The following is a 12,896-nucleotide window of genomic DNA, read 5'->3' as shown; positions in this document are numbered from 1 at the left end:
ATAACCGCTGCGTCGCGCAAACGGAGGTTCACGTCTATCACAAGTGAATGGCGCTCAAATCCAAACGTCCGTATTCAGCATCGCCATGTTCACTTTTTGGCGGGACATGATGGACCTTCATCACTTGATCCCCTTGCAGGGTTTCGAGGTGAATATCAAAGCCCCACAGGCGGTGCAGGTGTTTAAGTACCTCGTCAGTGGAGTCGCCCAGCGGTTTGCGGTCATGCTGTTGATGGCGCAGGGTAAGCGAGCGATCGCCGCGACGGTCGATACTCCAGATTTGCACGTTAGGCTCGCGATTCCCCAGGTTGTACTGCGCTGCCAGGGTTTCGCGAATGATCCTGTAGCCGTTTTCATCGTGGATAGCGGGTACGAGTAAATCGTCTTTCTGATCGTCATCCATGATGCTGAACAGCTTGAGGTCGCGAATAACCTTGGGGGACAGGTATTGCAGGATGAAGCTTTCGTCTTTGAAGCTGCTCATGGCGAACTTGATGCTCGATAACCAGTCGCTGCCCGCCAACTCGGGGAACCAGCGACGATCTTCCTCGGTGGGTTCTTCGCACATGCGCCGGATATCGCGGTACATCGCGAAACCCAAGGCATACGGGTTGATCCCGCTGTAGTAGGGGCTGTCAAAACCCGGTTGAAACACCACGCTGGTGTGCGAGGTCAGGAACTCCATCATGAAGCCGTCCGTCACCAGCCCCTCATCGTAAAGATCGTTCATCAGGGTGTAATGCCAAAAAGTTGCCCAGCCTTCGTTCATGACCTGGGTTTGGCGCTGTGGGTAAAAGTACTGGGCGATTTTGCGTACGATACGCACCACTTCGCGTTGCCAGGGTTCCAGCAGCGGCGCGTGTTTCTCGATGAAATACAGGATGTTTTCCTGAGGTTCGTCCGGAAAACGTGCGTTGTCCTTTTCGTTGAATTTGTCAGCGTTCTTGGGGATGGTGCGCCACAAATCATTGATCTGTTTTTGCAGGTGCTCTTCGCGCTCCTTCTGACGACGACGCTCTTCTTCGGCCGAAATCGGATAAGGCCGTTTGTAGCGGTCTACGCCGTAATTCATCAGTGCATGGCAAGAGTCCAGCAAGTCTTCCACCGCGTCGATACCGTGGCGCTCTTCGCACTGCATGATGTATTGCTTGGCGAACACCAGGTAATCAATGATCGAACTGGCGTCAGTCCAGGTTCGGAACAGGTAATTACCCTTGAAGAAGCTGTTGTGGCCATAGCAGGCATGGGCCACCACCAGGGCTTGCATGCAGATGGTGTTCTCTTCCATCAGGTAAGCGATGCACGGGTCTGAGTTGATGACGATTTCATACGCCAGCCCCATTTGCCCGCGGCTGTAGGACTTTTCGGTACTCAAGAAATGTTTGCCGTAGGACCAATGGTGATAGCCCAATGGCATCCCGACAGAGGCGTAGGCGTCCATCATCTGCTCGGCGGTGATGACTTCAATCTGGTTGGGGTAGGTGTCCAGTGCATACCGTTCGGCCAGGCGACCGATTTCCCGGTCGTAGGCCTGGATCAGTTCAAAGGTCCACTCGGAGCCAGTGGAGATGGGGTGGCGTTTATTCTCTTTGGCGGTCATGTCACTAACCTGCGCTGGAAGAGTTCACGGAAGACCGGGTAAATATCGCCGGCCGAGACCAGTTGCTGTTGAGCGAAGGTGTCGGGAAAAGCCTCGTTGATACGCTCATATTCGTACCAGAGCGCCTGATGTTCGCGCGGGGTAATTTCCACATAAGTGTAGTACTGCACGAATGGCATGATCTGGTTGATCAAAATGTCACGGCAAATGGGTGAGTCGTCGTTCCAGTTGTCGCCGTCGGAAGCCTGGGCGGCATAAATGTTCCATTCGTTAGTGGGATATCGCTCGGCCATGATCTCCTGCATCAACTTGAGTGCGCTGGAGACAATGGTGCCGCCGGTCTCGCGCGAATAGAAAAACTCCTCTTCATCTACCTCCCGGGCACTGGTGTGGTGGCGAATGAACACTACTTCGATTTTGTCGTAATTTCGTTTCAGGAACAGGTACAGCAAGATAAAGAATCGCTTGGCGATGTCCTTGGTGGCTTGCGTCATGGAGCCTGAAACGTCCATCAGGCAGAACATCACCGCCTTCGAGCTCGGGTTGGGGTGTTTAACCAGCAAGTTGTACTTGAGGTCGAAAGTATCGAGAAACGGGACACGATGAATGCGGGCGCTGAGCTTTTCGATTTCAGCTTCGATGTCTTTGATATCGCCGAAATTGTCAGGTTCTTCGCGTTTTAAACGCTCAAGTTCGATTTTTGCTTCTTTGAGCCGTGCGCGGCTGCTGCCGGTCAGGGCAATGCGCCGGGCATGGGCGGAACGCAAGGTACGGATGATGTTGATTCGTGAGGGGTTACCCTCGTTGCTGATGCCAGCACGCACGGTTTTAAACGTGTCGGTGCCCGTCAGGTGGCGTTTGACTAGGTTTGGCAGTTCGAGGTCTTCGAACATGAATTCGAGGAATTCTTCCTGGGTGATTTGAAACACAAACTCATCCATGCCTTCGCCGGAATTGCCTGCCTTGCCCGGGCCGCCTCCGCCCCCGGACCCGCCTTGCGGGCGTTGAATGTGTTCGCCGCTGGTGAACTCCTTATTACCCGGATGCACGACCGTTTGTTTGCCGCCGCGCCCGTGGTGCAGCACCGGCTCGTCAATATCGCGACCGGGAATGCTGATCTGTTCGCCATGTTCCATGTCGGTAATGGAACGCCGGCCCACGGCTTCTTCGACGGCCTTTTTAATGTGGTCGCGATAGCGCCGCAGAAAACGTTGGCGGTTTACCGTGCTCTTGTTCTTGCCATTAAGGCGTCGATCGATCACATAGCTCATAAGCCCTCCGGGCCGCTTCAAGAGGTGAGCTGCACGCTGCAAGCCACCGCGAGCTCCCGGGTTCGGGAGTTTCGTCGGGCGCTAGCAGCGTGTAGCCGGGCGCTTGCCGCTGCCTCACTGCGATTTTCTGACCCGCAGGTACCACTCGGAGAGCAGTCGTACTTGTTTGTCGGTGTAACCGCGTTCAACCATTCGGGTCACGAAGTCGTTGTGTTTTTGTTGATCCTCTTTGCTCGCCTTGGCGTTGAAGCTGATGACCGGCAGCAGGTCCTCAGTGTTGGAGAACATTTTCTTCTCGATGACCACCCGCAGTTTTTCGTAGCTGAGCCATGTCGGGTTTTTGCCATTGTTGTTGGCGCGGGCACGCAGGACGAAGTTGACGATTTCGTTGCGGAAATCTTTCGGGTTGCTGATGCCAGCCGGTTTTTCGATTTTCTCCAGTTCTTCGTTAAGGGCGATGCGGTTGAGGATTTCGCCGGTTTCGGGGTCACGGTATTCCTGATCCTGAATCCAGAAATCGGCGTACAGAACGTAGCGGTCGAAAATGTTTTGCCCGTATTCGCTGTAGGACTCCAGGTAAGCGGTCTGAATTTCCTTGCCGATGAACTCGATGTACCGGGGCGCCAGGTACTCTTTCAGGAAGCGCAGATAACGCTCGCGGGTTTCTGGCTGGAACTGTTCCTGTTCGATCTGTTGTTCAAGCACGTAGAGCAAGTGCACCGGGTTGGCAGCGATTTCGTGCGGGTCGAAGTTGAAGACTTTGGACAGGATTTTGAAGGCAAATCGGGTCGACAAACCGTTCATGCCTTCGTCGACGCCAGCGCTGTCACGGTACTCCTGAATGGATTTGGCTTTCGGATCGGTGTCTTTGAGGTTTTCGCCGTCATAGACACGCATTTTGGAGTAGATGTTGGAGTTTTCAGGTTCTTTGAGGCGTGACAGCACCGTGAACTGCGCGAGCATCTTCAGGGTGTCAGGTGCGCAATGGGCTTTGGCCAGCGAGCTGTTATAAAGCAGTTTGTCGTAGATTTTGACTTCGTCACTGACCCGCAGGCAGTACGGCACTTTTACGATGTAAATCCGATCGATAAACGCTTCGTTGTTTTTGTTGTTACGGAAGGTATGCCACTCCGATTCGTTGGAGTGCGCCAGCAGAACCCCGGTAAAAGGAATCGCCCCCAGTCCTTCGGTACTGTTGTAGTTGCCTTCCTGAGTAGCCGTGAGCAATGGGTGCAGCACCTTGATCGGTGCCTTGAACATTTCGACGAATTCCATCAGACCCTGGTTGGCCCGGCACAGCGCGCCCGAATAGCTGTAGGCGTCGGCATCGTTTTGCGGGAATTCTTCTAGCTTGCGGATATCGACCTTGCCCACCAGTGCCGAAATGTCCTGGTTGTTTTCATCGCCGGGTTCGGTTTTGGCCACTGCAATCTGGTTAAGGATTGACGGGTAGAGTTTGACCACCCGGAACTGGCTGATATCGCCGCCAAATTCAGCCAGGCGCTTGGTGGCCCAGGGCGACATGATGGTGCTCAGGTAACGCTTGGAGATCCCGAAGTCTTCTTCAAGAATCGCGCCATCTTCCGTGGCGTTGAACAGGCCAAGCGGCGACTCGAAAACTGGCGAACCCTTGATGGCGTAAAAAGGGACTTTCTCGATCAATTGCTTGAGCTTTTCAGCCAGGGACGACTTGCCGCCGCCCACCGGGCCCAGCAAGTAGAGGATTTGTTTCTTTTCTTCCAACCCTTGGGCTGCATGGCGGAAGTAGGAAACGATTTGCTCAATGCACTCTTCCATTCCGTGGAAGTCGGCAAAAGCCGGGTAGCGGCGAATCACTTTGTTGGAAAAGATTCGCGAGAGGCGAGAGTCAGTCGAGGTGTCCAGCAGTTGCGGTTCACCAATGGCCAACAGCAGCCGTTCGGCAGCCGAGGCGTATGCGCTTTTATCGTTTTTGCACAGCTCAAGGTATTCCTGGAGCGTAAGTTCTTCCTGGCGCGTGGATTCAAAGCGCTGTTGGAAGTGGCTAAAAATACTCATGACGTCACCTCGCTCGATACGTGGAGCCGGCGATTGATCGGTCAGTTCGAGTGCTGGCATGCGGCAACGTTGCAGTTGCTGTGTACCCCCCAGGACACCATCAAAGGGGCTAACCCTTTGAAGTTACTACTGATGATCCTCACGCCGGTGTACCGGCTCTCCCCAGATTCGGATGGCCTGAGCTAAAGGATAGTTGGTTCTGGGAGAGGTCAAGGCGAGATGCGCGAATTGTTGTGTTTGACCGTTGGTCAGGCAGGGCGCCAGCCCACTGAATACGTGGGCTTGGCGTGTATTAAAAAATTATTCCTCAGCGCTTTGGTCGGTTTCGCCCGGATAAGTCGCACGCCACAGTTCGAAACCACCGTCGAGGCTGTACACCTCACTGAATCCCTGGCCTACCAGATACGCCGCCGCGCTCTGACTGGAATTACCGTGGTAGCAAGCGACGATCAACGGTGCATCCAGATCTGCCTTGGCAATGAAATCGTGAAGCGAGTGGTTATCCAAGCGCGTTGCGCCAGTGATATGCCCGGCGGCATAAGTCTGCGGGTCGCGAATGTCGACTACTACGGCGCCTTTTTGACGCAGTGTGTGGGCCTGTTCGGGAGTGATACGTTTGAAATCGGTCATGGGAAATTCCTCTGGCCTGACTACGGGCGTGGGGTTGTGACGCCCAAAGGTTGGGGAGACGGTTGTGGGCTGGCAGGGGCTTTAAGGTGCAGGTCATCGCAGTCGCAGCTCAAGCGCTGCCCGTTGTCGACGTTGAGCAGGGTCATGGCGCCGCCCCATACGCAGCCAGTGTCGAGTGCGTAGATGCCGGGCTCCTTGCAGTTGCCTTCGAGTGCAGCCCAGTGACCGAAGATGATTTTGAGGTCCTGGGTTTTGCGTTCTTTATAGCTGAACCACGGTGCATAACCGGGCGGAGCGCTGCCCACGCCTTCTTTGCTTTTAAGGTCGAGTTTGCCGTCGCGGGTGCAAAACCGCATGCGGGTGAAGTAGTTGGTAATAACCCGCAGGCGTTCAATGCCCGTCAGGTCACTGTCCCATTTGGCAGGCTCATTGCCATACATGCCATCGAGAAAAGGGCCCAAAAGGCTGTCATCGCGCAATGCGTGTTCCACTTCGCTCGCATATTTGAGGGCTTTTTTCAGGCTCCATTGCGGGGGAATACCGGCATGAACCAGTGCGGTATTTCGTTCGAGGTCGTAATGCAACAGAGGTTGCTGGCGCAGCCAGTCCAGCAATTGGTCACAGTCCGGTGCCTCGAGGATTTCGCGAAGCGTGTCACCCTTTTTCAGGCGCTCAATATTGTTGCCGACCGCAAGCAAGTGCAGGTCGTGGTTGCCCAGCACGCAAACCAGTGATTCACGCATGCCATACAGAAAGCGCAGCGTCTCCAACGACTCGGGTCCCCGGTTAACGAGGTCGCCCACCAGCCACAGGGTGTCTTTTGCAGGATCGAACGCAACCCGCTCTAACAGACACTTGAGCGGTTGCAGGCAACCTTGAAGGTCACCGACTGCATACACCGCCATCAGTGCAGCGCTCCGGGGACAGCAAGGCGGAAGGGCGCAATGATGGCCTTGAACTGATGATCGTCTTGCGCCTGCATCAGGTAGCTGCCCTGCATGGTGCCGACTTTTGTGGTGATCACGGAGCCGCTGCTGTAAGTGTGCACCTGACCCGGTTCGATCACCGGTTGTTGCCCGACGACACCTGCACCGCGCACTTCTTCGGTGTGCCCGTCACCGTCGGTGATGATCCAGTGCCGTGACAGCAATTTTGCAGGGATTGAGCCGTTGTTCTTCACCGTTATGGTGTAGGCGAAGGCGAAGCGGTCTTGCTCGGGTTGAGATTGTTCTGGCAAGTAACGGGTGACGACGCTGACGTCAACCTGATAGCGGGGTTCGGACATGCGGAAGGCCTTACTTGAAAGCAGAGACACAGCTCGGGATAAAACTGATGCCTGAGTCTAGGCCAAGTCACGGGTACTAGGCCAGATGCGGCCAGTACCCGATTTGTAAGGACGGTCAGTCGGCAGCGGGCGCTGCGACGGTTTGCTCGCTCAGTTTGTCAGCCAGACGCACGAATGCTGCCAGGTCGAGTTGCTCGGGACGCTTGCTGCCATCGACCCCGGCGGCTTCGATTTCGGCATTGCTCAGCAAGGCCTTGAGGGTATTGCGCAAAGTTTTGCGACGCTGGTTGAAGGCTTCGCGCACGACGCGCTCCAGCAGACGATGATCCTTGGCCGGATGCGGCAGGATTTCGTGTGGCACCAGGCGCACAATGGCGGAGTCGACTTTAGGGGGCGGGTTGAATGCGCCCGGACCTACGTTGAACAGGTGTTCCACACGGCAATGGTACTGAACCATGATCGATAACCGACCCCAGTCGCCGCCGCCCGGGCCAGCAGCCATGCGCTCTACCACTTCTTTTTGCAGCATGAAGTGCATGTCGCGGATCAGTTCGGCGTTTTTCAGCAGGTGGAAAATCAGCGGTGTGGAGATGTTGTACGGCAAGTTACCGACCACACGCAGGGTGCGGGGCGCCGCGCCCAGTGTATTGAAGTCGAACTTGAGGGCGTCGCCCTGATGCAGGTTGAAGTTGCTCATGCCTGCGAACTGTTGATTCAGGATCGGGATCAGGTCTTTGTCCAGTTCGACCACATCAAGCTGGCCGCCACTGTTGAGGATGCCTTCTGTCAATGCGCCCTGGCCCGGGCCGATTTCCAGCAGGCGATCGCCCGCCTTGGCATTGATGGCGCGCAGGATGCGGTCAATAACACCGGCATCGTGCAGGAAGTTTTGACCAAAACGCTTACGCGCCTTGTGTTGGTATTGCTCGTTCATAAACGGGTCTCGGCCATCTGGTAGGCGGTTTCCAGGGCGACTTGCAGGCTGCCGGTGTCGATCTTGCCGCTGCCCGCCAGATCCAGGGCAGTGCCATGGTCAACAGAGGTGCGGATGATCGGCAAGCCCAGGGTGATGTTGACGGCGGCGCCAAACCCTTTGTACTTCAGCACGGGCAGGCCTTGGTCGTGGTACATCGCCAGCACTGCGTCACAGTGCTCCAGATATTTGGGGGTAAACAGAGTGTCGGCAGGCAGCGGGCCACGGAGGTCCATGCCCTCGCTGCGCAGAAGCTCCAGGGTGGGTTCGATAATATCGATTTCTTCATGGCCCAAATGCCCGCCTTCACCCGCATGAGGGTTGAGCCCGCACACCAGGATTCGCGGTTGGGCAATGCCGAATTTTTGTTGCAGGTCGGCGTGCAGAATACGCGTCACCCGCATCAGACGTTCGGGGGTTATTGCATCTGCAACCTGACGCAGCGGCAGGTGCGTGGTGACAAGCGCCACGCGAAGGCCGCGGGTGGCGAGCATCATTACCACTTGCTCGGTGCGCGTCAGGTCGGCGAGAAATTCGGTATGGCCGGAAAACGGGATGCCGGCTTCATTGATGACGCCCTTATGGACAGGGGCCGTAATCATGCCTGCGAAGTCGCCGTCCAGGCAGCCTTGAGCCGCACGGGTCAAAGTGTGCAGCACAAAGGCGGCATTGGCTTTGTCCAGTACACCGGGTGTAACCGGTGCGCTGAGCGGGGTATCCCATACATACAAGCTGCCTGCGGGTGCCGGTTGCTCGGGCCACTGCCCCGGCATGACTGGCAGCAGGTTGACGGCCACACCCAGCCGGGCGGCCCGCTCAGAGAGCAGGTCGCAGCTGGTAATGGCAATCAGGGGGTGGGGCTGGTGTTGCGAAGCGAGCAGCAGGCACAGGTCTGGACCTATGCCTGCCGGTTCGCCGGGTGTCAGTGCAAACCGCTGGGTGTTCACTGTGCCGCCTGGCTTGCGCTCTCGTCCGAGGTCGCGCCGGGCAGTTTGATCTCTACGTAGGCTTCGTCGCGGATCTGACGCAACCAGCTTTGCAGCTCTTCATCGTACTTGCGGTTACGCAAGGCGTTCATGGCCTGTTGCTCGCGAGCTTGAGAGGTGCTGTCAGTGGCGCGGCGACCAAGTACTTCAAGCACATGCCAGCCGTATTGAGTCTTGAACGGCTCGGACAATACACCTTGAGCCGTCTCGGACATGGCAGCACGGAACTCGGGAACCAGTGAGTTGGGGTTTACCCAGTTCAAATCGCCACCGTTGAGTGCCGAACCGGGGTCTTCGGAGTAGGTTTTTGCCAGGGTGGCAAAATCTTCGCCCGCTTCGATGCGGTCGTGGATTTTGTTGATCAGGGCTTCGGTCTGCGCTTCAGTGCGGATTTCGCTTGGCTTGATCAGGATGTGGCGAACATGCACTTCGTCCACAACCACAGACTGGCCACCGCGCTTGTCATTGAGCTTGAGGATGATGAAGCCGCCCGGTGTCCGGATAGGCTCAGTGATCCCGCCAACCGGCATTTCGCTGAGCAGGCGATCGAACGGAGGTGGCAGTTGAGCGGCTTTACGCCAGCCCATGTCGCCGCCTTCCAGTGCGGTATCGCTGCCGGAGCGTGCAATGGCCATCTGGCCGAAGTCAGCGCCTTTCTTCAGTTGGTTATATACATCAACCGCTTGCTTATAGGCGTTCTGGATGGCTTCCGAATTCGCGCTGTCAGGCGTTGGAATCAGAATGTTGGCCAACTGGAACTCTTCGGACATCTGCATCTTGCCCAGGTCGGATTTCAAGAAGTTCTGCACTTCTTGATCCGTGACCTGGATACGCTCGGCGACACGACGCTGGCGCACACGGCTGATCGTCATTTCACGACGGATCTGCTCACGGGCGTCTTCATAAGACAGACCGTCGTGCGCCAGGGCCTTGCGGAACTGGTCGACGGTCATGCCATTGCGCTGGGCAATGGTGGCGACAGCATCGTTCAGCTCTTCATCGGTAATACGAATACCCATGCGTTCGCCGAGCTGCAATTGCAGGTTCTCAACGATCAGGCGCTCCAGCACTTGCTGATCCAGCACGCTCTTGGGCGGAACGCCCTGATTGCGCTTGGCGATGGTCTGCTGAACTTCATGAACACGCTGGTCCAGTTGGCTCTGCATGATCACGTCGTTGTCGACGATGGCCACAACACTATCCAGGGGTTGAACCGCGGCGTGAGCCGCAGTACCCAGGAACAACGCGCCCAGCACTAGCGGGCGCAAACACTCAGAAAGCTTGATCTTCACGTTCACGATAACCTTGGATGCCTTTGTCGAGGAAGCTCTCTACTTTGGTGCCAACAACGCCACCGAGACCTTTCAGCACAATTTGAAGGAAGAGACCATGGTCGCCCTTTTCGTTGGTCGGGGCTTCTTGGGTGTACTCATCGTTGTCGACCCAGTAACGGTTGATCAGACGAAGTTTCCAACAGCAGTTGTCGTACTCGAAGCCGCCAAAGGCTTCCAGCGTGCGGTTACGGTTGTAGTCGTACTGCCAGCGGCTGATAACGTTCCACTGTGGCACGATCGGCCAGATAACCGAGAAGTCGTGCTGCTGGATTTTGTAGTAATCCTTGATATAGCCAGGCTGCCCTTTCACACCGAAGTCACCACCGCCGATTTCCCACTTACCGGTGTACTGGTTGTAGCGCACCTGGTCGTTGCGATAGCGGTAACCGATGTTGACCACCTTGTTCGGGTTGTCTTCCGGCTGGTAGTGCATCATCGCGCTGCCAGAGCGTGGGCTACGGGTTTCCGGGTCCCAGTTGTAGTCAGCGGTAGCGCGCCAGTCGCGGTTGAAACGGTAGGCGTACTCAAGTGCATACGGCGAAACGCTAGACGTTGAGTCGTCGCGGTTCTCGGGGATGTCCGGCATTTGCACTTTACGATCTTTGAAGTAATACGCCTGGCCCACGCTGATGCGTTGACGCTCAAAGCCGTTTTCTTCAATCCAGCGACTGGTCAGGCCCAGCGACAGTTTGTTTTCGTCACCGACACGGTCGCTGCCGGAGAAGCGGTTGTCACGCCACAGCGAGCCGTAGCTAAAGGTGCTTTCGCCAGTGTCGAAAACCGGGATGTCAGTCTGATCGCGTTCTGGTACGTATAGGTAGAACGCACGCGGCTCCAGGGTCTGGCGGTAGTTGGTGCCGAACCACTGAGTGTTGCGATCGAAGTACAGGCCACTGTCGATACTGGCAATTGGAACGCTGCGGTTTTGGGAACTGTTGAATTTCTGCCCCGCAGCCGTCATTTGAGTTTTGCCGATACCATCCAGATCCAGATCGTACTGGGTGTACATGTATTTGAGCGTTGGCGTGATATAGCCGTAGCTTGCTGTCATTGGCAGGCTCATGCTCGGCGCAAGGTTCAAACGTGTACCGTTAGCACGCGCCAATCCGGTTACGTAACGGTCAAGCCTTGGCGATTTTGTGCCGTCTTCGTTGATGAAGTCACCGTTTTCAAGGTTACGATCAAACCGTACCAGTTCGGTGTTGTAGCTAAAGTTCACACCACCCGGGTGATACGGCAGCGCACCATTAAAGGTGATTTGCGGCAACTTGTCGTAAGGCGTGATTTGCGTCACTGTGGCCAGTTGATAGGCTTGGGCGTTCAGCTTGGCGTTGAACGTGTCGCCCCTATAAGTCACAGAACCCTGCTGGTTCACGAAGTCCTGACTCTCAACTCCGATCTGCTCACTTTGCAGATCCTGGAAGTAATAAGGATCGCTGATCTTGGTGTAGTCGACCTCAGTCAGTACGCGCGAATCCAGGCCACCCTTGTGCTGCCAGTTGAGCATGTAGCGGGTGTCTTTGTAGTCGGTCTGCTCTTTGCGCTTGTCATCCTTGTCGTTCAGATAAGCAGCACCGAACTGGCCTTCGCTGGACTCGGTCAGGTAGCGGAATTCGCCTTCCATCAACAAGCCGCGTTTGGTCATGTAGCGCGGGTACAACGTGGCGTCGTAGTTGGGCGCCAGGTTGAAGTAGTACGGGGTCACGAGCATAAAGCCGGTGTCGGTGCTGCTGCTGAAGGACGGCGGCAGGAAACCGGACTGACGGCGATCGTCGATCGGGAAATAAATGTACGGGGTGTAGAAGACCGGAATGTCTTTGACCCGCAACGTCACGTTGGTCGCCGTACCGAAACCGGTGGCCGGGTTCAACGTGATGTTGTTGCCCTTGAGTTGCCAGGCGTTGCTGTTCGGTTCGCACGTGGTGTACGTACCATCCTTGAGGCGGATGATCGCGTTTTCGCCACGCTTGGCGTACAGCGCACTGCCGCGGATGCGCGACTTGTGCAGGATGTATTCCGCGTTGTCGACCTTGGCCGCACCGGTGTCGAGTTGAACGTCGGCGTGGTCGCCCACGATCAGTGCACCGTTGTCGCGCAGGCGGACTTTGCCGTTAAGCTCGCCGCGGTTTTCAGCCTGATACAGGCTGGCTTCGTCGGCTTCAATCTGCATGCTGCCCTGACGCATGACAACGTCACCGGCCAGCGTCGCGATCTGCTCTTCTTGCTGATAGCGCGAGGCCTTGGCGCCAATAAAGGTAGGCGCGTCGCTTTTGCTGGTCGGGTCGTTCATGCCCGGACGGATCGGCTCGACGTAAGCGCCCGCGCAATACGGGCCGGTTTCGGCCAGTTGTGCGGGGGTCAGCTTGTCTCGCGGAACCCAGTCGAGGTGACTGTAGTCAGCACTGCGCGCTTTCAGACCACGGCCTTTGGCTTCTGTCACCAATGGGGTCTGAGCGACCTGCTCGACGGTTTCGCCACTGGCGCCCACCGAGTTGCCGCTGTGAACCGGACGCGGCGGCAATTGAGCCGTGGTCGCTTTCGGTGCGCAGTCCCAGCCGCCCGTAGCCGACACAGAACAGTCATACTGCTCCTCGGCAACAGCGAAAGGCGTGGCTAGAGGTTGCATGGCCAGCAAACTGCCGGTTACCAGCAACGGAAATTTTTTACGAAACGCGGGGGATTTCAATGCCATCTTATTAGTCCGGGCTTCCTGCGTGCCATCAGCCCGCGGTGGGGGCCGCACGCCTCTCGATGGTCTGGAAAAGATGCTGGATAATAAA

The 12,896-nt window shown here is 56.5% G+C and carries 10 protein-coding genes; all 10 read right to left on the bottom strand.

Annotation, left to right across the window (positions count from 1 at the left end; all coding sequences use genetic code 11):
• Positions 1-37: 37 nt before the first annotated feature.
• The 10 genes from HBN68_RS00210 to HBN68_RS00165 all read right to left on the bottom strand — a co-directional run bounded on the left by HBN68_RS00210 (position 38) and on the right by HBN68_RS00165 (position 12,808).
• Entirely contained in the window at positions 38-1,600 is a 1,563-nt protein-coding gene (locus HBN68_RS00210; RefSeq protein ID WP_169962013.1) for a SpoVR family protein, read from the bottom strand.
• On the bottom strand, positions 1,597-2,871 hold the full coding sequence (locus HBN68_RS00205; protein WP_070411368.1) for a YeaH/YhbH family protein: 1,275 nt from the start codon (positions 2,869-2,871) through the stop codon (positions 1,597-1,599). Before HBN68_RS00205 ends, HBN68_RS00210 begins: the two co-directional genes overlap by 4 nt.
• Before the next feature lie 114 nt (positions 2,872-2,985).
• Positions 2,986-4,908, bottom strand: coding sequence for a PrkA family serine protein kinase (locus tag HBN68_RS00200; protein WP_094992835.1), 1,923 nt, complete (start codon positions 4,906-4,908; stop codon positions 2,986-2,988).
• Positions 4,909-5,208: 300 nt separating this feature from the next.
• On the bottom strand, positions 5,209-5,538 hold the full coding sequence (glpE, locus tag HBN68_RS00195; protein WP_169962011.1) for a thiosulfate sulfurtransferase GlpE: 330 nt from the start codon (positions 5,536-5,538) through the stop codon (positions 5,209-5,211).
• A gap of 20 nt (positions 5,539-5,558) precedes the next feature.
• Entirely contained in the window at positions 5,559-6,443 is an 885-nt protein-coding gene (locus HBN68_RS00190) for a symmetrical bis(5'-nucleosyl)-tetraphosphatase (RefSeq protein ID WP_094992837.1), read from the bottom strand.
• Positions 6,443-6,823, bottom strand: a complete 381-nt coding sequence (gene apaG, locus HBN68_RS00185) for a Co2+/Mg2+ efflux protein ApaG (protein WP_094992838.1) — start codon at positions 6,821-6,823, stop codon at positions 6,443-6,445. The genes HBN68_RS00190 and apaG overlap by 1 nt, the downstream gene beginning before the upstream one ends.
• A 115-nt stretch (positions 6,824-6,938) precedes the next feature.
• Positions 6,939-7,757 carry a 16S rRNA (adenine(1518)-N(6)/adenine(1519)-N(6))-dimethyltransferase RsmA gene (gene rsmA / locus HBN68_RS00180; protein WP_169962009.1) on the bottom strand — a complete coding sequence of 273 codons (819 nt, stop codon included), beginning with the start codon at positions 7,755-7,757 and terminating at the stop codon, positions 6,939-6,941.
• Positions 7,754-8,743: a 4-hydroxythreonine-4-phosphate dehydrogenase PdxA gene (gene pdxA, locus HBN68_RS00175; protein WP_169962007.1), complete on the bottom strand. Its 990-nt coding sequence runs from the start codon at positions 8,741-8,743 to the stop codon at positions 7,754-7,756. The genes rsmA and pdxA overlap by 4 nt, the downstream gene beginning before the upstream one ends.
• A complete protein-coding gene (gene surA / locus HBN68_RS00170; RefSeq protein ID WP_169962004.1) occupies positions 8,740-10,080 on the bottom strand; it encodes a peptidylprolyl isomerase SurA in 1,341 nt (446 codons plus the stop codon). The genes pdxA and surA overlap by 4 nt, the downstream gene beginning before the upstream one ends.
• On the bottom strand, positions 10,055-12,808 hold the full coding sequence (locus tag HBN68_RS00165) for an LPS-assembly protein LptD (RefSeq protein WP_169962002.1): 2,754 nt from the start codon (positions 12,806-12,808) through the stop codon (positions 10,055-10,057). The genes surA and HBN68_RS00165 overlap by 26 nt, the downstream gene beginning before the upstream one ends.
• Positions 12,809-12,896 lie beyond the last annotated feature (88 nt).

The organism is Pseudomonas sp. WS 5078 (assembly GCF_012985745.1).
GTDB classification, from domain to species: domain Bacteria; phylum Pseudomonadota; class Gammaproteobacteria; order Pseudomonadales; family Pseudomonadaceae; genus Aquipseudomonas; species Aquipseudomonas lundensis_A.
This window is presented reverse-complemented; position numbering and strand designations above follow the sequence as displayed.

Excerpts from the sequence above, each read along its gene's own strand:
- HBN68_RS00210 (WP_169962013.1), bottom strand. The coding sequence starts at position 1,600 with ATGACCGCCAAAGAGAATAAACGCCACCCCATCTCCACTGGCTCCGAG.
- HBN68_RS00205 (WP_070411368.1), bottom strand. The coding sequence starts at position 2,871 with ATGAGCTATGTGATCGATCGACGCCTTAATGGCAAGAACAAGAGCACG.
- HBN68_RS00200 (WP_094992835.1), bottom strand. The coding sequence starts at position 4,908 with ATGAGTATTTTTAGCCACTTCCAACAGCGCTTTGAATCCACGCGCCAG.
- glpE (WP_169962011.1), bottom strand. The coding sequence starts at position 5,538 with ATGACCGATTTCAAACGTATCACTCCCGAACAGGCCCACACACTGCGT.
- HBN68_RS00190 (WP_094992837.1), bottom strand. The coding sequence starts at position 6,443 with ATGGCGGTGTATGCAGTCGGTGACCTTCAAGGTTGCCTGCAACCGCTC.
- apaG (WP_094992838.1), bottom strand. The coding sequence starts at position 6,823 with ATGTCCGAACCCCGCTATCAGGTTGACGTCAGCGTCGTCACCCGTTAC.
- rsmA (WP_169962009.1), bottom strand. The coding sequence starts at position 7,757 with ATGAACGAGCAATACCAACACAAGGCGCGTAAGCGTTTTGGTCAAAAC.
- HBN68_RS00165 (WP_169962002.1), bottom strand. The coding sequence starts at position 12,808 with ATGGCATTGAAATCCCCCGCGTTTCGTAAAAAATTTCCGTTGCTGGTA.